Raw genomic sequence first — 20,269 nt, forward strand, 5'->3', positions numbered from 1 at the left:
GGTGAGGCGGCAAGCATTTTCCACCGCGCCGATTGTCTGGCCGTCAGCGTGCAGGGGCCCCGGCGAAGCCGGGGATGCTAGCGTTGCGAGGGCTGCGATCAGGTCGTGAAGTTCGGGTCGCGAATGCGCGTCGACTGATGCGCCCAGTGTCCCGATCTCGGCATGCGCGGGCGCCGCCGTCGGGAATGCCGGGGTCGTGAAGCAGGCTCAGGCGGCGGCGTGGTCCGGCGCCGCGCCGGCGAATTGCGACTGGTAGAGCTGCCAGTAGCGGCCCTGCTTCGCCATCAGTTCGATGTGGCTGCCGCGCTCCAGCACATTGCCGTTTTCCATGTAGATGATGGTGTCGGCGTCGTGGATCGTCGACAGGCGGTGGGCGATGACGAAGCTGGTGCGGCCGGCGCGCAGCTTCGCCATCGCGCGCTGCACGAGCAGCTCGGTGCGGGTGTCGACCGAGCTGGTCGCTTCGTCGAGGATCAGCACGGTGGGACGGGCGATGAAGGCGCGCGCGATCGTCAGCAGCTGCTTCTGTCCGGTGCTCAGGCCGCTGCCGTTCTCGTCGATCGGCGTGTCGTAGCCGCGCGGCAGCGTGCGCACGAAGTCGTCGACATGGCAGGCGCGGGCGGCGGCGACGATCTCGTCTTCGGTGGCGCCGTCCTTGCCGTAGGCGATGTTGTCGCGGATCGTGCCGCTGAACAGCCAGGCGTCCTGCAGCACCATCCCGAAATGACGGCGCAGCGCCTCGCGCGCGAAGCGGCGCGTGTCGATGCCGTCGAGGCGGATCGCGCCGCCGCCGATCTCGTAGAAGCGCATCAGCAGATTGACGAGCGTGGTCTTGCCGGCGCCGGTGGGCCCGACGATGGCGACCGTCTGGCCCGGCAGCGCTTCGAGGCTGACGTCCTCGAACAGCGGCCGCGCCGGGTCGTAGCGGAACGTCACGTGTTCGAAGACGACGTGGCCGCGCGGGGCCGCGACGTCGGCCGGCGCCTCGGGGTCCGGCGCCAGTTCCGGCGCATCGAGCAGCTCGAACACGCGCTCGGCGGACGCCGAGGCGGATTGCAGCACCGACGCCGCGCCGGCGATCTGTCCGATCGGCTGGTTGATCTGGCGGATGTACTGCACGAAGGACTGCAGCGCGCCGATCGTCATCGCCCCCGCCAGCACGCGCAGCGCGCCGCCGCCGACGACGCCGATGAAGCCGAGCTGCCCGACGAACATCATCGCCGGCTGGATCGCGCCGGACACGAACTGCGCGTCGAACGCACTGTCGCGCAGCCCCACGTTGTCGGCCTCGAAGCGTTCGCGGGCGCGGCGCTGGTGGCCGAACACCTTCATCAGCGTCTGGCCGGTGTAGTTTTCCTCGACATTGCCGTTGAGGATGCCGGTCCAGCGCCACTGGTCGACGAAGTGCGGTCGCGAGCGCTGCGCCAGCACGCGTGACACCAGCAGCGAGGCGAGCAGGCCGAGCAGTGCGATGCCGGCGAGCAGCGGCGACAGCCACAGCATCATCGCCAGCACGGCGAGCAGCTGCAGGATCGACATCAGCAGCTGGCTCAGCAGCTGCTGCAGGCTCTGGCTGACGTTGTCGATGTCGTTGCTGATGCGGCTCAGCACCTCGCCGTGCGGCTGGCGGTCGAACCAGACCAGCGGCAGGCGACCGAGCTTTTCCTCCGCCTGCCGGCGCAGGGTGCGGCTCAGGTCCTGCACCAGCGCCGCGCTCAGCCAGGCCTGCGCCGCGTGCAGCAGCACGGCCAGACCCTGCAGCACCGCGGCGACGACGAGCCCCCGCGCGAGCCCGGTGAAATCGACCGGCCGGGTCGCGCGCACGGCGGTGACGACGAGATCGGTGGCGCGGCCGAGCTGCCAGGGCACGAGGCTGCCGAGCAGGACGCTGCCGACGGTGCAGGCCAGCACCACCGCCGCGGTCGGCCATTGCGCGCCGACGCGTCGCGCCAGGCGCCGCAGCGTGCCGCCGGGATCGCGGGCGCGGACGATGGTGCCGAGTCCCGGCGGCCCCATGCGCGGCCCATGCATCGGCATCGACGTGCCGGCGGCGTGCGCCGGTGCGCTCGACAGGTCGCGCTCGCTCACGGGACGTCCTCGCCGGCGTGCTGCGAGGCGACGATCTCGCGGTAGACCGGGCTTTGTGCCATCAGGGTGTCGTGCGGGCCGGCGGCGACGATCGTGCCGCGTTCGAGCACGAGGATGGTGTCGGCGCCGCGCACCGAGCTGACGCGCTGGCCGACGATCAGCGTGGCGGCGTCGCGGGCGCGCACCGCGAGCGCGGCGCGCAGGCGGGCGTCGGTCGCGTAGTCGAGCGCCGAGAAGCTGTCGTCGAGCAGGTAGACGGCCGGGCGCCGCACGAGTGCGCGGGCGATCGCCAGACGCTGGCGCTGTCCGCCGGAGAAATTGCCGCCGCCCTGCGCCACCGGCGCGTCGAGCTGTCCGGGCAGCGCCGCGACGAAGTCGCGGGCCTGGGCGATCTCGAGCGCCTCCCACAGGTCGGCCTCGCTGGCGTCGGCCTTGCCGTAGCGCAGGGTGTCGGCGACCGAGCCGGAGAACAGATAGCTCTCCTGCGGCACGAGTCCGAGCTGCGACCACAGCGTTTCGAGGGCGAGTTCGCGGACGTCGACGCCGTTGACGAGGATGCAGCCGGCGCTGACGTCGAACAGCCGGGCGACGAGATGGACGATCGTGCTCTTGCCGGAGCCGGTCGCGCCGATGATCGCGACGGTCTGTCCGGGCGCGAGGCGGAAACTGATGCCGTGCAGGATCGGCCGCTCGGCGCCCGGGTAGGCGAAGGACACATCGCGGAACTCGATCTCGACGCCGCTCCGTGGCCGCGCCGGCAGCGGCACCGGCGCGCCGGGTTCGGCGACCGACGGCTGCGTCTGCAGCACTTCGCGAATGCGTCGCGCGCTGACCAGCGCGCGCGGCGCCATGACGAACAGCATCGAGGCGATCATCACCGAGATCAGGATCTGCATGATGTAGGCGAGGAAAGCGACCAGCGCGCCGACGCCGAGCGTGCCGGCGGCGATGCGGTGCGCGGCGACCCAGACCATCGCGATCGCCGACAGCTGCATGATCAGGTGGGCGAGCGGCATGTTGAGCGACATGATCCGGCCGACCTTCAGGGCGGTCGCGGTCATCGCCTCGTTGGCGGCGCCGAAGCGGCGACGTTCGTCGGCGTCGCGCACGAAGGCGCGGATCACGCGCAGGCCGTTGATCTGCTCGCGCAGGATCTGGTTGAGGCGGTCGATCTGCTCCTGCATGCGCGAGAACTGCGGCAGCGCCAGGCCGACCAGGACGCCGACCAGCACGGCCAGCAGCGGCACGCTGACGGCGAGCAGTGCCGACAAGCCGGCGTCCTGGCGGATCGCCATTGCCACGCCGCCGAGCCCCATGATCGGCGCTGCGACGATCATCGTCAGCACCATCACCAGGAAGGTCTGTACCTGCAGGACATCGTTGGTGCTGCGCGTGATCAGCGACGGCGCGCCGAAGCGGCGCATCTCGTGCAGCGAGAAATCCTGCACGCGCGCGAACACCGCGGCGCGCAGGTCGCGGCCGATGCCCATCGCGACGCGCGCGCCGAGCCAGGCGACGGCGATCGAGAACAGCAATTGGCCGAGCGCGGCGACGAGCATGGCGGCGCCGGTGCGCGCGATCGCGCCCGGATCGTTGCGCAGGATGCCGGCATCGACGATCTCCGCGCTCAGCGCCGGCAGCAGGAGCGCCGACAGCGACTGCGCGCCCTGGCACAGCAGCAGCAGGGCGATCGCGCCACGGTACGGCCGCCAGATGCGCCGCCAGATCGTCCAGCGGCCCGGCGTGGCGGCGGCCGCTGCGCGCGTACCGTCGACGGTCGGGGTCGGGGTCGGGGTCGCGGGCGCGGCGGCGGCGGCCGGGCTCGTGCTCATCGCGTCATCCCGACGGCGAGCGCGGCCGATCCCGGTACGGGCTGAACCTCGTCGCCGCAGGCGCGGACGGTGATCGGCAGCGCCGAACGTGCGACGGCGCGCCGGCAGCGGGCCACGGACATGAAGGTCTCCCGAAGTACGCCGCCATTGTTGCCAGCGGAGCCGCCGCGCGACAACGGCGTGCCAGCCGGGCGCCGGGCCGGCGCGCCGCTAGCGCATCTCGAACAGTTCCTGATGGAAGTTCGCGGCCGGCAGGCCGCGCGCCGTCAGGGCGCGGCGCAGACCGCGGCCGAAGCCGGACGGGCCGCAGAACCAGAGGTTCGCGTCCTTCCAGTCGGGGATCAGCGCGGCAAGGCGTTCGGCGTCGAGCACGCCGTCCTTCGGCGTTTCGAGCAGGTGCAGGCGCGCGCCGCCGGCGTCGGCGAGGCGGTGCAGACGCTCGAGCAGCGCGGCGTTGGCGGCGCGCGTCGAATAGACGAGGTCGACCGTGGCCTTGCCGCCGCCGGCGGCGAGCGCTTCGAGGCCGGCGATGAACGGCGTGATGCCGATGCCGCCGGCGACCCAGATCTGGCGGCCCTGCAGGGCGTGGAAGTCGAAGCGGCCGTACGGTCCCTCGACGTTGACGGTCTGGCCGACGAACAGCTGGCCGGGCAGGGCGCGCGTGTAGTCGCCGAGCGCCTTGATGCCGAACGTCAGACGGCCGTCCGCCTGCCAGGCCGAGGCGATCGTGAACGGATGCGCGCCTTCGGCGCCGCCGAAGTCGATGAACGCGAACTGGCCGGCGCGATGGCCGGGCCAGGCGGTACTGAGGCGCAGCACGACTTCGAGCACGCCGCTTTCGGCATGGTGGGTCAGCGATTCGATCGTGCCGACCGCGCGGTGCGCCTTGCCGATGCGGCGGAACAGCGACAGCAGCGCGGCGATGCTGCCGGCCGCCATCAGCACGCCGAGCAGCGGCCCGATCGGCTGCGACCAGTAGATCGGCCCCATCAGGATCGCCGAATGGAAGACCAGCACCAGATACAGTGCCGCGAGCAAGCGGTGCGCCTGGAAGAAGCGGCGGTACGGAAAGCGCTTCCACAGCGCGATCGCGACCAGCGCCAGCAGCAGATACAGCGACCACTCGCCGACGCCGGCGGCGAGTTCATGCAGATCGCGGAACGGATCGAAGCCGGTGGCGACCTCGGCGGCGCGCGGCGCGCGTACCGGCGCCTCGACCCAGCCGCGCCGCACCATCGAACGCGGCGTGATCTCGATCAGCCAGTGGCAGACGCCGAACAGCGTGGCGGTGATCGCCAGCCACTTGTGCAGGCGGTAGAACTTGTCGAGACCGCCGAGCGCGCGCTCGATCTGCACCGGGCGCGCGGCGAGCGTCACGGCGACCGACATCAGGCCGATCGCCATCAGGCCGCTGTAGTACAGCAGCCCCCGGCGGATCGCCCAGAAGCCCTGGCCCCAGGTGTCCGACGGCACGCCGGCCCACCAGACGAGCGTGAGGCCCAGCACGACCGCGAGATAAACCAGTTTCAGCCGCCGAGTATCCATGCGTGCAGCTTAAGGCACGGTGCCCGCCCCGCCGTTGATGGCCGTCAAGCCGGCTTCGTCCCGGCGCCGCGGGCTGGCTCCGGCAACACGCCGCTACTGTCCGGCCGGCGATTGTGCGCTGCAGCGTGATTTCCGTCGGGGCGGCGAAGCGCGTAGCATAGCGGCCGGCTTCCCATGGCTGCGGCGTGTCGAAAGCGCCATCCGCCGCCGTGGCTTCGTGACGGCAAGCCATCAATAGAATTCTGCCTGCCCCCGCCCTGACGGAAGCACTCGCTGGCCAGATCCGGCGAGATCTCTTTCCGCGACGCGGGCCGCCGCATGTTCAGGAGACCTCCCCAATATGAGCAGTTCGCAGCCGACCATCATCTACACGTGGACCGATGAGGCACCCCTGCTGGCCACCGCGTCCTTTCTGCCGATCATCCGCACGTTCACCAAGCCGGCCGGCATCAATGTCGAAACCAGCGACATCTCGGTCGCCGCCCGCATCCTCGCCGAGTTTTCCGACTACCTGAGCGAAGAGCAGCGCGTGCCGGACAACCTGGCCACGCTCGGCAAGCTGACGCAGCAGCCGGACGCCAACATCATCAAGCTGCCGAACATCAGCGCCTCGGTGAACCAGCTGATCCGTGCCGTCAAGGAACTGCAGGCCAAGGGCTACAAGATTCCGGACTATCCGGAGAATCCGGAAGGCGAGCAGGAGCAGGAGATCAACCGGCGCTACTCCAAGATCCTCGGCAGCGCCGTGAATCCGGTGCTGCGCGAAGGCAACTCAGACCGCCGCGCGCCGGCCGCCGTCAAGAACTACGCGCGCAAGCATCCGCACTCGATGGCGGAATGGAAGCAGTGGTCGAAGTCGCACGTCTCGCACATGGAGCACGGCGACTTCTACCACGGCGAGAAGTCGATGACGCTCGACCGCGCGCGCGACGTCAAGATGGAGCTGATCACCAAGCGCGGCAAGACCGTGGTGCTCAAGCCGAAGGTTGCGCTGCTGGCCGGCGAAGTCATCGACTCGATGTTCATGAGCAAGAAGGCCCTGCTCGAGTTCTACGAGCAGCAGCTCAAGGACTGCCGCGAGGCCGGCATCCTGTTCTCGCTGCACGTCAAGGCGACGATGATGAAGGTCTCGCACCCGATCGTCTTCGGCCACTGCGTCAAGATCTACTACAAGGACGCATTCGAGAAGCACGGCAAGCTGTTCGACGAGCTCGGCATCAACGTCAACAACGGCATGGCCGACCTCTACGAGAAGATCAAGACGCTGCCGGAGTCGCAGTACGAAGAGATCGTCCGCGACCTGCATGCCTGCCACGAGCACCGCCCGGCGCTGGCGATGGTCGATTCGGCCAAGGGCATCACCAATTTCCATTCGCCGAACGACGTCATCGTCGACGCCTCGATGCCGGCGATGATCCGCAACGGCGGCAAGATGTGGGGCGCCGACGGCCAGCTCAAGGACGTCAAGGCAGTGATGCCGGAGAGCACCTTCGCCCGCATCTATCAGGAGATGATCAACTTCTGCAAATGGCACGGCGCCTTCGACCCGAAGACCATGGGCACGGTGCCGAACGTCGGCCTGATGGCGCAGAAGGCCGAGGAGTACGGCTCGCACGACAAGACCTTCGAGATTCCGGAGGCCGGCGTCGCCAACATCACCGACCTGGCGACCGGCGAAGTGCTGATGACGCAGAACGTCGAGGCCGGCGACATCTGGCGCATGTGCCAGGTCAAGGACGCGCCGATCCGCGACTGGGTCAAGCTCGCCGTCACGCGCGCGCGCGCCTCCGGCATGCCGGCGGTGTTCTGGCTCGATTCCTACCGTCCGCACGAGGCCGAGCTGATCAAGAAGGTCAAGACCTACCTTAAGGAACACGACACCAGCGGCCTCGACATCCACATCATGTCGCAGGTCCGCGCCATGCGTTACACGCTGGAGCGCGTGATCCGCGGCCTCGACACGATCTCGGTGACCGGCAACATCCTGCGCGACTACCTCACCGACCTGTTCCCGATCATGGAGCTGGGCACCAGCGCCAAGATGCTGTCGATCGTGCCGCTGATGGCCGGCGGCGGCATGTACGAGACCGGTGCCGGCGGCTCGGCGCCGAAGCACGTCAAGCAGCTGGTCGAGGAGAATCACCTGCGCTGGGATTCGCTCGGCGAATTCCTGGCGCTTGCCGTCAGCCTCGAAGACCTCGGCCTGAAGACCGGCAACGAGCAGGCGAAGATCCTGTCGCGCACGCTCGACGCGGCGACCGGCAAGCTGCTCGAGAACAACAAGAGCCCGTCGCCGAAGACCGGCCAGCTCGACAACCGCGGCAGCCAGTTCTACCTGGCGCTGTACTGGGCGCAGGAGCTGGCGGCGCAGACCGACGACCCGGTGCTGGCGAGCCATTTCACGACGCTGGCGAAGACGCTCGCCGACAACGAGAAGACCATCGTCGGCGAGTTCGCCGACGTGCAGGGCAAGGCGGCCGACATCGGCGGCTACTACCTGCCGGACGCCGCCAAGCTCGAAGCGGTGATGCGGCCGAGCAAGACCTTCAACACGGCGCTGGCGGCGGCGCAGACCTGAGATCCGGACGCGGCACCCTCAAAACCGCCCCGGCGTGAGCCGGGGCGGTTTTTTCTTGGGGCAGCGCTGAAGAAGGTGCATACCCCGTCATGGCGCGGCGCCGCTGGCGACGCAGCCGGCCGGCGACGCACGACGCCGGCGGCGTCTCCGGATCGTCACGGCCGCTGCGCGGCCGCGCGACGACGAAGTGGTTCAGACCTTCCTTTGCGGCCGACGCCCGGTATTACGGCAGCACCGTGTCGAGCAAGGGCGAAGCGAACAGCCGTGACGGATCGAGCGCGTTGAGCGTGGCGCGTGCGCTGTCGAAATCGTCTCCGGCCGTCTGCCCGGCGCGCAGGCTGTTCGGTACCGTGGTGCCGAGCACGGTGGCATCGCTCCACGCCGCCGTCGTGCTGTAGCCCCAGCCCTTCGACCACTCGACGCGTACCGCCGCGTAGCTCGCGTAGTTGGCGTACATCCACTGTTCGACCTCGCGGTAGAACTCGTTCGCGTACTGCGTGCCGGGAATGGTCAGGATGTCGAACCACACCGCCGTGTCCCATTCCGGGTGATCCGGCCGCGGTCGCAGCGCCGAGAGCTGCGGCGTCGGCGCGCTGAGGCCGACGAGGTCGCTGGCACGATCGAGCCCGGTGATGCGGATCTCGACCGGCCCGTTCATCGGGAACTTGCCGGCGGCCTGGTAGGCGGCGAGCTTGGCCGAGTACATGGTGTAGAACTCGTTGATCGCGCGCTGCACGTTGGCGCGCGACAGGATCACGGCGTAGCCGTTGGCGGTGACGCGCAGCGTCGTCGGGCGGATGTAGAGCAGCGTGTTCTTCGACCAGCCCCAGAGGTCCCAGGTGTTGGTCAGCACCAGACCGGCGGCGACCACGTTGTACTGGTTGAGGCCGAAGTCCGGCGTCGACGACGGATCGTTCAGCACCGCCTGCGCCTGCGCATCGACGATCGACTGGGCGATGCCGTCGCTGAACGAGTAGTTGTACGGCGACGTCACCTCGCGCGAGAACCACGGCTTGCTCGGCGCCACGCTCCAGACCTTGATCCACGGCTTGGGCGTGAACGGAAACCAGATCGCCTCGAAGCGGCCGGCGCTGTTGAGATAGCTCTGCACCGTGTTGCCGGACGAGCCGGCCGGCGCGAACAGCTCGGCGGCGGTCTTGTCGAACCAGCTCTGGCAACGCAGGCGCTGGTTGGTGCCGACCTGCAGCGTGACCTCGACGACGAACGCGCGGCCGACGTGCGTCAGCAGCGCCGCGCAGCCCGGATCGGTGCGCTGGAAGCTGCGCAGCGCGTACTGGTTGCTGGCCGCATCCCAGACCACCGCGGTCAGCGCGCGGATCAGGTTCGACAGCGAGCCGTAGGTATTGCCGGAGACCAGCGTCTCGCCGGTCTTCGGCACGCCGGTGCCGTGGCCGTCGATCGCCAGCGCGCCGCCGAGCGTGAGGTCGCCCGGTGCCGGACAGGCGTTGACGCCGAGCGTGTAGCTCTCCAGCGTCGCCAGCAGGTTCTCCATCAGCACGCCGGTCTGCGCGGTGACGGTCTTCGGCGTCGTCGCCGTGTTGACCGACACCGCCGTCAGATGCGACTTGGTGTCGACCAGGATCACGCTCGGGCAGCTCGCGCCCTGCGGCACCGTCAGCGGCGACCAGTTGTGCATCGCGCCGAGCGGACGAACCTTGAAGCCGGCGGTGCGCGCCCAGTTGCAGACCGCGACGACCTCGGCCGGCGTCGCCGGCGCGCAGGTCCACATCGGGTCGACGGCGATGTCGCGCGCCCAGTTCACGTAGGCCTGCTGGTACAGCGCGATGCCGCTCGGGAATCCGGCCGGCGCCGCACAGGCGGCCTCGGCCGGGCTGATGCGGAAGGCCGGCAGCCAGGCCGTCAGCGCGCCGGCGGCGGCGAGCTTGCCGGCGCCATCGAGAAACCGTCGCCGCGACCAGCTGCCGCCGGTCTCGCTCGGGGTGGGAATGTCGGCCTTGTCCTGCGTCGTTCGTGCCATGGACCTCTCCAGTGAGTTGATGAAGGTGCTGACGCACCGCAATCACGCTTGCACTCGCGGGACTGCCTGCGACGGCAGTCCGACCGGCGACACCGGGTGCGACCCTCTGGCGGGGTGCTGACGGGGGAAACGGAGCAGGAGGTGGGGCCGGGTACCTCTACCAGGAACTTGCGGCGGGGACGCTAAGCCCGCTGACCTGCGCCGGACTCATATGAACGGACGAGGGCGCGTCCGCACGGCGCGCGTGGGACCAGCGTGCTATGCGGCGCTGCCACGGCGGCACGCACTTGCGCCGCCCGTCGCGCGGCGATTAAAAGAGGGGATCGGCGCAGCCGCCGGCTTGCGCCCGAGGTTCCCACCAACGTGACCGTGCAGGAGACGTGATATGGCGAAGAAGGATGCGAAGGCGCTGCGCAAGGCGCCGCTGGCGACCCCGACCGGGCTTGGCGAGAAGGCGACGCGCGATCTTGCCGGCGCGCTCAACGCGCTGCTGGCCGACACCTTTGCGCTGTACCTGAAGACGAAGAACTTCCACTGGCACGTCTCGGGGCCGAACTTCCGCGACTACCACCTGCTGCTCGACGAGGAAGCGACGCAGATCTTCGCGATGACCGATCCGATCGCCGAGCGTGTGCGCAAGCTCGGCGGCACCACGCTGCGCTCGATCGGCCATATCGCGCGGCTGCAGCGCATTCCGGACAACGACGCCGACTACGTCACGCCGCGCGACATGCTGTCGGAACTGCGCGAGGACAACGCGGCGCTGCTCGCGAGCCTGCGCGCCGTTCATGACCTGTGCGACGAGTACCGCGATGTCGCCACCGCGAGCGTGGTCGAGAACTGGATCGAGGAAGCCGAGCAGCGCGTGTGGTTCCTGTTCGAGTCGACGCGCAGCGCCGAGTCGTGATGCGCAGACGCCCGCCGGCCGTGACGGCCGGCGGGCGTCTGCTGGTCATCCGCGCGGGGCTTACGGCGCGAGCTTGGCGAGCGCGGCGTTGATCTCGGCGCGGCGGCCGGCGTCGGCGTCCTCGCGGCCCGGACGCGGCGGCGCGGCGAGCGCTTTCTCGTAGTAGCCGCGGGCGGCGGCGGCGTCGCCGCGCGTGGCGAGCAGTTCACCGTAGAAGAAGTTCGGATCGATGCCGGTCGGGTTGATCGCCAGCGCCTTCTTCAGATAGGCCTCGGCCTGCTTCTTGTCGCCGAACGCGAGCGGCCAGCCCGGCACGTTCGCGTAAAGGCTGCCGAGCGAGGTGTAGACCGAGCCGTTGAGCGCGCGCGGGTCGATCTGCTCGGCCTTCAGCAGATCCTCGCGCGCCTGCTTGACCTGCTTGAGGGCGCCGAGGCCGCCGCCGAACTTGGCGGCGCTCGACAGCACGATCGCGTGCCAGGTCAGGGCTTCGGCGCGGTCCGGGTAGGTCTGCACCATTGCGTCGGCTTCGCCGATCAGCTTCTCGAAGGCGGCGTCCTTCTGGCTCTTCGGCGCCTGGTAGTAGGCCTGCGCCCAGCCGTGCTGGACCGCGAGCACCGAATCGTCGAGCGTCGCCGCGAAGCTCGCGGTGCTGCCGAGCAGGAGTGCCAGCGCAAGGCCGGCGCGGTTCAGGAACTTTCTCATCAATTGTCTCCGGGGATTCAGGCCTGACGGGGCAGGCCGGCGGCGGCCGGTTCGAGCTCGCGCATGCGCTGCGTCTGTGCGCGCAGACCGCGGTCGACCAGCCACGGGAACCAGGCATTGAGCTTCACGAAAATGCGTTCGGCGAAGCCGAAGTAGACCTCGCGGCGGTCGCGCTCGATGGCGTCGGCGATGCGCGCCGCGACGGCGGCCGGCTCGTCCTGGTGCATCGCCAGCGCCTGCGCGATGCGCGCCGGCGCGCCGTCGTTCAGCGCCGTGCGCGTGTAGCGCGGTGCGACGTAGGTGACGCCGATGCCGCTGCCGTCGAGTTCGCGGCGCAGCGCCTCGGCGAAGCCGCGCAGCGCGAACTTGGTCGCCGAATAGCTGGCGTACATCGGGAACGCCAGCGAGCCGAAGATCGAGCCGACGAACACCAGGCGGCCGCGGGCCTGCTTGCGCAGTGCCGGCAGCAGCGCGCGCGTCAGCAGGCTCGGCGCGATGACGTTGGTCTGCCACAGGCGCGTGATCGCCTCGGCCGGCACCGCGTCGAGGCGGCCGAAGCTCATGCCGCCGGCGCAGTGCACGACCAGATCGGGCACGCCGCCGGACAGTGCGGCGTGGGCCAGGCGCTCGGCGCCCTCGGCGGTCGACAGATCGGCCGGCAGGACGCTGACTTCGGCGCCGCGGCTGCGCAGCTCGGCGCTCAGCGTCGCCAGCTTGGCGGTGTCGCGGCCGCTGATCAGCAGGCGCGCGCCGCGGGCCGCGAACTCGCGGGCCAGGGCATTGCCGATGCCGCCGCTGGCGCCGGTCAGCAGGACCGTACTCGATTGCAGTTTCATGCCGCTTTCCTCATCGGTTCGATCGAACGGAACACATCGCCGTACAGGCGGAAGAACATGCGCGCGGCGTGCAGCACGGCCTCGCGGTCCTCGTCGCGGCGCAGCTGCTCGACCAGCTCGCGGAAGAAGTCGACGTGGCCGACGTCGACCGCGCCGTGCGTGGTCAGATAGGTGAACGCCTTCTTCGGCAGGCCGAGTGCGCCCTGCAGGGTCGAGGCGGCGCCGGTGGCCAGCTCGGTGCTGGTGCTTTCGAGCACGAAGACCATGCCGAAGAAGCCGACCGGATTGCCGCGCATGATGGTGTCGTAGGCGTAGGCCACCATCAGCTCGGTGGCCGGATGCGGGCGCGCCTGGCGCACTGCCTCGGCGTCGCCGCCGGCCTCGCGGATGTCGTCGAGAATCCACTCCTGATGGCCGATCTCCTCCTCGATGTAGTGCGCGATCTTCTCGCGCAGCCATTCATCCTCGGCGCCGAGGCGCGCGCCGCAGGCCATCATCAGCGGCACGGTGTGGCGCACGTGGTGATAGGCCTGGCTCAGGAAGGCGATGTAGTCGTCGCGGCCGACCTGGCCGGCGAACGCGGCGCGGATCAGCGGCGCGCCGTAGAGGTGCTGGCGGTCTGCCGCGGTTTCGCGTTGCAGGCGCTCGAAGAAGCTCATGTCGAAGTCTCCAGGTAAAGGGTGTCGAGCCGCTCGCCGTAGCGTGCGGCGACCGCGGCGCGGCGCACGCGGCCGTTGCTGGTGAGCAGACCGTTGTCGGGCGTGAACGCCTCGCCGGCGATCAGCCAGCGCTGCACGCGCGCGTAGTCCGGCAGCTCGCGGTTGGCGGCGGCGACCGCCGCGGCCACGGCGGTCTGGGCGTCGACGCCGGGCAGCGGGCGCGGCACGATCACGGCGACGTTCCACGGCCTGCCTTCGCCGAACACCGCGGCATTGGCGATCGCCAGGTGCTGCGTCAGCTCGCGCTCGACCCACTCGGGCGCGACGTTGCGGCCGAAGGCGGTGATGAAGATGCTTTTCTTGCGGCCGTCGAGATGCAGGTAGCCGTCGTCGTCGAGGTGGCCGAGATCGCCGGTCGCGATCCAGCCGTCGTCCTGCGCCGGCGCCGGCTGGCCGCAGTAGCCGAGGAAGCCGCTGCCGCGGACCAGGATCTCGCCGTCGTCGGCGAAACGCAGCGACAGGTGCGGCAAGGGCTTGCCGACGCTGCCCGCGCGCATCGCGTCCGGCGTGTTGAGCGCGACCACCGAAGCCGATTCGGACAGGCCATAGCCCTCGTAGACCGGCAGGCCGAGACGCTGCGCGCGTTCGAGCAGGCGCTGCGAGACCGGTGCGCCGCCGACCGCGACGAAGCGCAGTTGCGGCGGCCGCGGCGCGCCCATCTCGCCGGCCGCGACCAGCGCCAGCAGCAGCTGCGGGACGAGGATCGCGCTGCTCGCGCGCGTCGCATGCAGCGCGCCGAGCAGGCGCTGCACGTCGAGCTGCGCGGCGCCGCCCATGCCGACCTCGGCCTGGCGCGGCACGCAGATCGTCGCGCCGGCGAGCAGCGGCGCGTAGACGCCGCCGATGTTCTCGAGCAGCGTCGACAGCGGCAGCACGCACAGATGGCGGTCGTCGGCGCGCGCGCCGCTGGCCTGCGCCAGCGACGCGGCGACCGCGAGCTGGCTCGCCGCGCTCAGGCAGACGCCCTTGGGCTCGCCGGTCGTGCCCGAGGTGTAGGTGATCTTCTGCGTGCCGCGCGGCAACTGCACGCTGCTCGCCTCCTGGCGCCGCGACAGGCGCCAGCCGCAGCCGCAGACGGCCTGCGGCTCGCGCTGCCAGCCGGGCAGCTCGGCGAGGCGGTCGTCGTCGGCGAGCAGAGTGTCGGCGCCGCTGTCGCGCAGCACGTGGCGCAGCTGGGCGTCCGAGAAGAAGCGTGGTAGTGGCACGCAACGGACGCCGGCGGACATCGCCGCCAGGTCGGTGATGATCCAGCCGATGCCGTTGTCGGCATACAGCGCCAGCGTATCGACGCAGAGGAATTCGAGCTGCGCGGCGAGCTTGTCGACCTCGGCGGCCAGGTCGCCGTAGCGCAGCTGGCGGTTGCCGTCGTCGAGCGCGACGCGCTGCGGGTTCTCGCGCGCGTGACGCTGCAGGGCTTCGAACAGCGCGTTCATGGCGCGTCTCCGGTCACGGTCGGCGGCAGCGTCCGGCGCAGCAGTTCCGGGTGCGCGCTCAGGTGCGAGCGGCCGGCGACGATGTCGCCGCAGACCACGATCGGGCCGGCCTCGTAATAGCGGCCCCAGTCGGCGCGGGCGGCTTCGGGCAGGCGCTCGATCTGCGCCGGCGCCAGCGCGACGAGGTCGATGCCGAGCCGCGAGAAGCCGTTGATGAGCTGGGCGTTGCCGGTGAAGCAGAGCCAGCGGTAACCCATCGTCTGCAGCAGCATGCCGAGCTGCACGATCAGCACGCGCAGCGCGCCCGGATGGCGGCCGGCGAGATTGCCGACCTCGACGATCTGATGCCGCGCGATCTCGACCTCGCGGCGCTCGCCGATCGCCTGCTCGATCGGCTGGTCGAGATAGGTTTCGAGGAACAGCGGGCCGCTCGCCGCGTCGCGCAGGCCGAACGCGGCGAGCGGCCGCTCGTCGTGTCCGAGCAGCGCGTACAGGCGCGGCAGGAAGCTGCGGATGCGGGCGCCGTAGGCGCTGGCGTAGCGCTCGGCGATGAAGGCTTCGAGCGTCCGCCGCGTATCGGCGGCCTCGGCCTCGATCAGGCGGTACGGGGCGGTGGCGGACGCGTCGGGGCGGCGCGCGGGCAGGGCTGGCATGTCGGCAGGGGGCTGTAGGGCGAGGCGAGCAGTCATCCGGGACTCCCTTGGCCCCTCGGTGAAGGGCCTACGCCTGATCGCTGTGCAGCCGTGATGCCAAGCCGTGCCCGGCTCGTTATATGGCCATCAAGATATTGATTTAAATAACATTTAAGAGGCGGCGACGGCCGCGGAGGGCGCCGCGGCGCGGCTGCAGCCGGTTGCAGGCCTGCAGCTTCTGTCTGCAAGAACTTGCAGGGTTGGCGTCAGCAGGGTGGCAGGCTGCGGCCGTGATGCCAGCGGCCGGCGTCGTCGAGCCAGCCGATCACGGCGACGCTCGCGCCGGCCAGGCAGGCGTCGACATAGCCGATCGAGCCGGGCGTCTCGGCGACGAAGCGCAGCATCGCCTCGCTGGACGCGACCACGTACGGCGGCCGCACGCCGCGGAAGTACTGCTCGTTCCAGTAGCTTTCCAGCGCCGCCGGATCCATGCCGAGCACGGCGCGCGAGAACGCCAGGCGCAGCGGATGGTCGGCCGCGAGGTTGACCGGCTGGATGCGCGAGCCGTCCGGCCAGTACTGGCGCTTGCGCTGGTAGATCAGCGCCAGCGTGCCCGGGTCCAGGTGCGCTTCGGCGTGCGCCGGGGCGACGATCACGGCGATCGCGCCTTCGGCCCGGGCCGCCGTCCACGGCAGCGCCGCGAGCAGCAGCGCGAGCAGCGCGCGACGCAGGCCCTCGCGCAGCACCGGCATCAGAACAGCACCGCCAGCGAGCCGAGCCAGCCTTCCGGCTCGCCGACGCCGTTGTCGGTGGCGAAGCGGTACTCGAGCTTGGCCACCCAGCCGGGCTGGAAGCGCCAGGCGAGGCCGCCGATGTAGAGGTTCAGCCCCTCGCCGGTGCCGGCCGGATTGAACGATTCGTAGCGCGCCACGCCATACAGTTTCTGCACGATCGGCGCGACCGCCTGCAGGTAGGCGCCGCGCTCGTCGGCGCTGGAATCGCCGCGCACGCGCACGCGATAGGCCCATTCGCCGCTGAACTCCCAGCCGTCGCGCTGCCAGAGGAAGTCGACCGCGTACAGCGTGCGGTGCTCGCCGTCCTCGTGCTTCTGCTCGAACTCGACCAGCGAGGCGCCGAGCTGCAGGCCGTGGCCGAGGTCGTAGTCGAGGCGCAGGCCGTAGGCTTCCTTGAACGGGTCGCTGTCGTCCTCCGGCGCCAGCTCTTCGCCGGGCGAGGCATACAGCGCCCATTCCAGCGCGCGGCCGCCGACCGGCAGCACGCCGTGCAGCATCGCCCCGGTGGCGTTGGTCGGAAAGGTGCTTTCGGTGATCAGCGGCCGCGACGTCGTCCAGGTCAGCGGCGCGGCGTGGATCACGTTCCAGCGCCCGATCGGCGTCAGGAACTTGCCGACGCGCAGCTGCACGGCGTCGGACCAGGCGTAGTCGACGTGCAGGCGTTCCAGTACCAGCTCGGTGTCGTAGTCGGGACCGAAGGCGTCGGCGTTGGTCGTCAGCAGGTTCTCGACCTCCAGCTCGCTGAAGAAACTCCAGCGCCGGCCGTTCTCCCAGGACAGCAGCAGGCTCAGGTTGCGCAGGCTGGCGGCAGCGTCCTCGCCGAGGTAGTCCGCGGCCTCGGCGTTGGCATAGCCGCCGAGCGTGACACCACTGTCGCCGAGCGTGTAGCCGTGGCGGTCGGCGACCGGCGCGATCGAACTGTCGGCCCCGGTCGGCGCCTGCGCGCGCGCCACGCCGGCGGCCGCCAGCGCCACGGCGAGCAGCAGGCCGCGCGCGATGCGTAGATGCGATGTCATGCCGGCAGATTTCCCCGAACGCGGCAAATGCGAATAATGGCGCGCATTCTTGCATCGAATCCGCCGCGTGACGATCCGCAGCATCCTGCTTTCCGCTTTCCTCGCCGTCGGCCTGCTGCCGGCGGTCGTGCTGACGGCCCTGTCATTCACGCGCACGCAGGCGGCGATGCGCGCCGAGATCGAGCAGAGCCTGTCGACGCAGGCCGCCGCCGCCGCGTCCGACCTCGACAAGCAGGTCTTCGAGCGTCTGCAGAACGCGGTGACCTGGGCGCACCTGGAAGTGATGCAGGATCTGCACGTCGGCGACATCGACAAGCGCCTGTCGGCGTTCCTGTCCGAGATGAAGCTGCGCTACGGCGGCGTCTACGTCGACCTCTACGCGATCGACGCGCAGCACCGCATCGTCGCCAGCAGCCGCGCCGCGGCGATCGGCGGCACGCTGGCGCTGGCGCCGGCCTGGCAGCTCGCCGAACTGCCGGGCGACCTCGTCACCGTCGAAGCGCCGCGGCGCCTCGACGACGGCACCGAGGTGCTGACGATGCGCCTGCCGATCGTCTCGCAGTTCACCGACGGCGATCTCGGCCAGCTGGTGCTGGTCATCGACTGGGCGCAGGCCGCGCACGAGCTCGACGCCGGCGCGCGCGAACAGCGCGCGGTCGCCGTCGTCGACCGCGACGGCCGCATCGTCGCGGTTTCGCAGAACCTGCGCGCGCGCGTCGCCGCCGGCGTCACCCGTGTCGGCCATGACTGGCTGGCGGCGCGACGCAGCGTCGCCACCGAACGCGACGGCGCGCCGCTGGGTGCCGGCAAGGTCATCGTCAGCGCCGTCGCCGCGCCCGGCCACGGCCCGTTCGGCGGCTTCGGCTGGACCACGCTGGTGCTGGAGTCGAGCGACGCGGCGCTGGCGCCGGTGCGGCGCATGGCGCTGAGCTTCCTCGGCCTGCTGGCGTTCGCCGCGGCCGGCATCGTCGTGCTCGCCTTCGCGGTGTCCGGCCGCATCGCGCGGCCGATCGTCGCGCTGACCGACTACGTGCGCAGCTTCATGCGCAAGCAGCAGCCGGTGCAGCCGCCGCCGGCGTCCGGCGAGGTCGGCGAGCTGACGCGCGCGTTCACGCAGATGGTCGACGATCTCGACGCCTCGCGGCAGACGCTGGTGCGCGCCTCGCAGCTCGCCGCGATCGGCGAGTTCGCGGCGATGATGGCGCACGAGATCCGCACGCCGCTCGGCATCCTGCGCTCGTCGGCGCAGATGCTGGAGCGCGATGCCGGCGTCAGCGGCGAATCGCGCGAGCTGATCGGCTTCATCGACACCGAGACGCAACGCCTCAACCGCCTGGTCACCAATCTGCTCGACCGTGCCCGCGTGCGCGAGCCGCAGCGCTCGCCGGAGAATCTGGACGCGCTGGTCAGCCGCTGTCTGGCGATGCTCGGCGCACAGGCGGCGCGGCAGGGCGTGACGATCGAACAGGTTCCGGCGCTCGATCCGGTCGCCGACGTCGACGCCGAGCAGATGACGCAGGTGCTGCTGAACCTGCTGCTCAACGCACTGCACATCCTGCCGCACGGCGGACGCATCCGCGTCACCGTCGGCGGCGACGCCGACACGGCGACGATCGAGGTCGCCGATAATGGTCCGGGCATCGCCGCCGCCGACCGGCAGCGCCTGTTCGAGCCGTTCGTCTACCGCCGCGAGGGAGGATTGGGATTGGGTCTGGCCATCGTCAAGCAGATCGTCAACGCACACGGCGGCGAGATCGTCGTCGATGCCGCCGACCTCGGCGGCGCGAGCTTCCGCATCCGCCTGCCGCGCCGGGCCGCGCCGTGAACGCGCGCAACGTCCTGATCGTCGACGACGAGGCCAGCATGCGCCGCGTGCTGGAGATCATGCTCGCGCGCATGAACTTCAAGACCGCGGCCGCGGCCGACGGCGTCGAGGCCTTCCGCCTGCTGCAGGAGCAGGCCTTCGATCTCGTCGTCACCGATCTGCGCATGCCGGGCATGGACGGCATCGAGCTGTTGCGCAGGCTGCGCGAGGCCGGCCTGACGCTGCCGGTCATCATGATGACCGCGCACGGCAGCATCGAATCGGCGATCGAGGCGATGCGGCTCGGCGCCTGCGACTATCTGCTGCGGCCGTTCGACGTCGAGACGCTGGAGCTGGCGATCCGCCGCGTGTTCGCGCAGAGCGATCTGCTGCGCCGCAACGCCTTCCTCGCCGAGCAGGCCGACGGCGAGGGCTTCGTCGGCGACAGCGCCGCGACGCGCGCGGTGCGCCAGCAGATCGCCCAGGTCGCGCCGACGCAGGCCACCGTGCTGATCACCGGCGAGACCGGCACCGGCAAGGAAGTCGTCGCCCGCGCCATCCATCGCGCCTCGCCGCGCCGCGACGCGCTGTTCGTGCCGATCAACTGTGCGGCGATTCCGGCCGACATCCTCGAGAGCGAGCTGTTCGGCCACGAGAAGGGTGCGTTCACCGGGGCGCTGCGCGAGCGCGTCGGCAAGTTCGAACTGGCCGACGGCGGCACCATCTTCCTCGACGAGATCACCGAGATGCCGGCGCCGCTGCAGGCCAAGCTGCTGCGCGTGCTGCAGGAGGGCACGGTCGAGCGCGTCGGCTCCAATCGCACGATCGAGCTCGACCTGCGCGTGATCGCCGCGACCAACCGCCGGCCGGGCGAGGCGATCCGCGAGCAGCGCCTGCGCGAGGACCTCTACTACCGCCTCAACGTCTTCGCGATCGAGCTGCCGCCGCTGCGCGAGCGGCGCGACGACATCGAGCTGCTGGTGCGGCACTTCATCGCCGAGATCGCCGGCAGCGCGCGGCCGGTGCCGGTCACGCCGGCCGCGCTCGCACGTCTGCGCGCCTACGACTGGCCCGGCAACGTGCGCGAGCTGCGCAACCTCGTCGAGCGCGCGCTGGTGCTGTCCGGCGGCGCGGCGCTCGACGTCGGCCATTTTCCGCTCGCCGCGGCCGGCGAACGGCCGGCCGCGCCGGCCGCCGCCGCCGACAGCGAGCTCGCCGATCTCGATCTCGACCGCGCCGTCGGCGCCGTCGAGGCGCGCTACATCCGCGAGGCGCTGCGCCGCAGCGGCAACAACAAGACGCGCGCCGCGGCGCTGCTCAACGTCAGCGAGCGGACCATCTGGAACAAGATCAAGCGCTACGGCATCGACGACTGACGCGGCGC

The 20,269-nt window shown here is 70.5% G+C and carries 15 protein-coding genes; 4 read left to right on the plus strand and 11 right to left on the minus strand.

Going from position 1 to position 20,269, the window contains the following annotated elements:
- Positions 1–207 precede the first annotated feature (207 nt).
- From K343_RS0118390 to K343_RS0118400, 3 genes are all read right to left on the minus strand, one after another.
- Positions 208–2,088 carry an ABC transporter ATP-binding protein gene (locus K343_RS0118390; RefSeq protein WP_028009301.1) on the minus strand — a complete coding sequence of 627 codons (1,881 nt, stop codon included), beginning with the start codon at positions 2,086–2,088 and terminating at the stop codon, positions 208–210.
- Positions 2,085–3,920 (minus strand): ABC transporter ATP-binding protein, encoded by a 1,836-nt coding sequence (locus tag K343_RS0118395; RefSeq protein ID WP_161628923.1) that lies wholly within the window; start codon positions 3,918–3,920, stop codon positions 2,085–2,087. The genes K343_RS0118390 and K343_RS0118395 overlap by 4 nt, the downstream gene beginning before the upstream one ends.
- Before the next feature lie 210 nt (positions 3,921–4,130).
- A complete protein-coding gene (locus tag K343_RS0118400) occupies positions 4,131–5,465 on the minus strand; it encodes a ferredoxin reductase family protein (RefSeq protein ID WP_028009303.1) in 1,335 nt (444 codons plus the stop codon).
- Between the two features lie 340 nt (positions 5,466–5,805).
- Here K343_RS0118400 and K343_RS0118405 point away from each other — a divergent pair, with 340 nt between their 5' ends.
- The gene (locus K343_RS0118405; protein WP_028009304.1) at positions 5,806–8,043 is read left to right on the plus strand and encodes an NADP-dependent isocitrate dehydrogenase; all 2,238 of its coding nucleotides are present in this window, start codon (positions 5,806–5,808) and stop codon (positions 8,041–8,043) included.
- 223 nt (positions 8,044–8,266) lie between these two features.
- On the opposite strand, the gene K343_RS22840 is transcribed toward K343_RS0118405, so the two are convergent.
- A complete protein-coding gene (locus K343_RS22840; RefSeq protein WP_084615991.1) occupies positions 8,267–10,042 on the minus strand; it encodes a cholesterol oxidase substrate-binding domain-containing protein in 1,776 nt (591 codons plus the stop codon).
- Between the two features lie 385 nt (positions 10,043–10,427).
- Here K343_RS22840 and K343_RS0118415 point away from each other — a divergent pair, with 385 nt between their 5' ends.
- Positions 10,428–10,949: a Dps family protein gene (locus K343_RS0118415; protein ID WP_020649591.1), complete on the plus strand. Its 522-nt coding sequence runs from the start codon at positions 10,428–10,430 to the stop codon at positions 10,947–10,949.
- A 60-nt stretch (positions 10,950–11,009) separates the two neighbouring features.
- On the opposite strand, the gene K343_RS0118420 is transcribed toward K343_RS0118415, so the two are convergent.
- From K343_RS0118420 to K343_RS0118450, 7 genes are all read right to left on the minus strand, one after another.
- Positions 11,010–11,651, minus strand: coding sequence for a tetratricopeptide repeat protein (locus K343_RS0118420; RefSeq protein ID WP_028009305.1), 642 nt, complete (start codon positions 11,649–11,651; stop codon positions 11,010–11,012).
- 17 nt (positions 11,652–11,668) lie between these two features.
- Complete coding sequence (locus tag K343_RS0118425; protein WP_028009306.1) at positions 11,669–12,487, minus strand: SDR family oxidoreductase; 819 nt, start codon at positions 12,485–12,487, stop codon at positions 11,669–11,671.
- Entirely contained in the window at positions 12,484–13,146 is a 663-nt protein-coding gene (locus K343_RS0118430; protein WP_028009307.1) for an iron-containing redox enzyme family protein, read from the minus strand. The genes K343_RS0118425 and K343_RS0118430 overlap by 4 nt, the downstream gene beginning before the upstream one ends.
- Entirely contained in the window at positions 13,143–14,639 is a 1,497-nt protein-coding gene (locus tag K343_RS0118435; RefSeq protein ID WP_028009308.1) for an AMP-binding protein, read from the minus strand. Before K343_RS0118435 ends, K343_RS0118430 begins: the two co-directional genes overlap by 4 nt.
- Positions 14,636–15,292, minus strand: a complete 657-nt coding sequence (locus K343_RS0118440; RefSeq protein ID WP_028009309.1) for a thermostable hemolysin — start codon at positions 15,290–15,292, stop codon at positions 14,636–14,638. The genes K343_RS0118435 and K343_RS0118440 overlap by 4 nt, the downstream gene beginning before the upstream one ends.
- A 245-nt stretch (positions 15,293–15,537) precedes the next feature.
- Complete coding sequence (locus tag K343_RS0118445) at positions 15,538–16,023, minus strand: type 2 periplasmic-binding domain-containing protein (protein WP_028009310.1); 486 nt, start codon at positions 16,021–16,023, stop codon at positions 15,538–15,540.
- Positions 16,023–17,081 carry a putative porin gene (locus K343_RS0118450; RefSeq protein ID WP_051278707.1) on the minus strand — a complete coding sequence of 353 codons (1,059 nt, stop codon included), beginning with the start codon at positions 17,079–17,081 and terminating at the stop codon, positions 16,023–16,025. Before K343_RS0118450 ends, K343_RS0118445 begins: the two co-directional genes overlap by 1 nt.
- Positions 17,082–17,148: 67 nt before the next feature.
- Between K343_RS0118450 and K343_RS0118455 the strand changes: the two genes are divergently transcribed.
- Together K343_RS0118455 and K343_RS0118460 are read left to right on the plus strand one after the other, a co-directional pair.
- Positions 17,149–18,906 carry a sensor histidine kinase gene (locus K343_RS0118455; RefSeq protein WP_028009312.1) on the plus strand — a complete coding sequence of 586 codons (1,758 nt, stop codon included), beginning with the start codon at positions 17,149–17,151 and terminating at the stop codon, positions 18,904–18,906.
- Positions 18,903–20,261, plus strand: coding sequence for a sigma-54-dependent transcriptional regulator (locus tag K343_RS0118460; protein WP_028009313.1), 1,359 nt, complete (start codon positions 18,903–18,905; stop codon positions 20,259–20,261). Before K343_RS0118455 ends, K343_RS0118460 begins: the two co-directional genes overlap by 4 nt.
- Positions 20,262–20,269 lie beyond the last annotated feature (8 nt).

The sequence above is a fragment of the Solimonas flava DSM 18980 genome (genome assembly GCF_000426685.1).
GTDB classification, from domain to species: domain Bacteria; phylum Pseudomonadota; class Gammaproteobacteria; order Nevskiales; family Nevskiaceae; genus Solimonas; species Solimonas flava.

What these genes read in the sequence shown, in the direction of transcription:
- K343_RS0118420 (WP_028009305.1), bottom strand. Translation starts at nt 11,651, where the DNA reads ATGAGAAAGTTCCTGAACCGCGCCGGCCTTGCGCTGGCACTCCTGCTC.
- K343_RS0118440 (WP_028009309.1), bottom strand. Translation starts at nt 15,292, where the DNA reads ATGCCAGCCCTGCCCGCGCGCCGCCCCGACGCGTCCGCCACCGCCCCG.
- K343_RS22840 (WP_084615991.1), bottom strand. Translation starts at nt 10,042, where the DNA reads ATGGCACGAACGACGCAGGACAAGGCCGACATTCCCACCCCGAGCGAG.
- K343_RS0118400 (WP_028009303.1), bottom strand. Translation starts at nt 5,465, where the DNA reads ATGGATACTCGGCGGCTGAAACTGGTTTATCTCGCGGTCGTGCTGGGC.
- K343_RS0118415 (WP_020649591.1), top strand. Translation starts at nt 10,428, where the DNA reads ATGGCGAAGAAGGATGCGAAGGCGCTGCGCAAGGCGCCGCTGGCGACC.
- K343_RS0118450 (WP_051278707.1), bottom strand. Translation starts at nt 17,081, where the DNA reads ATGACATCGCATCTACGCATCGCGCGCGGCCTGCTGCTCGCCGTGGCG.
- K343_RS0118435 (WP_028009308.1), bottom strand. Translation starts at nt 14,639, where the DNA reads ATGAACGCGCTGTTCGAAGCCCTGCAGCGTCACGCGCGCGAGAACCCG.
- K343_RS0118395 (WP_161628923.1), bottom strand. Translation starts at nt 3,920, where the DNA reads ATGAGCACGAGCCCGGCCGCCGCCGCCGCGCCCGCGACCCCGACCCCG.
- K343_RS0118445 (WP_028009310.1), bottom strand. Translation starts at nt 16,023, where the DNA reads ATGCCGGTGCTGCGCGAGGGCCTGCGTCGCGCGCTGCTCGCGCTGCTG.
- K343_RS0118430 (WP_028009307.1), bottom strand. Translation starts at nt 13,146, where the DNA reads ATGAGCTTCTTCGAGCGCCTGCAACGCGAAACCGCGGCAGACCGCCAG.
- K343_RS0118405 (WP_028009304.1), top strand. Translation starts at nt 5,806, where the DNA reads ATGAGCAGTTCGCAGCCGACCATCATCTACACGTGGACCGATGAGGCA.
- K343_RS0118425 (WP_028009306.1), bottom strand. Translation starts at nt 12,487, where the DNA reads ATGAAACTGCAATCGAGTACGGTCCTGCTGACCGGCGCCAGCGGCGGC.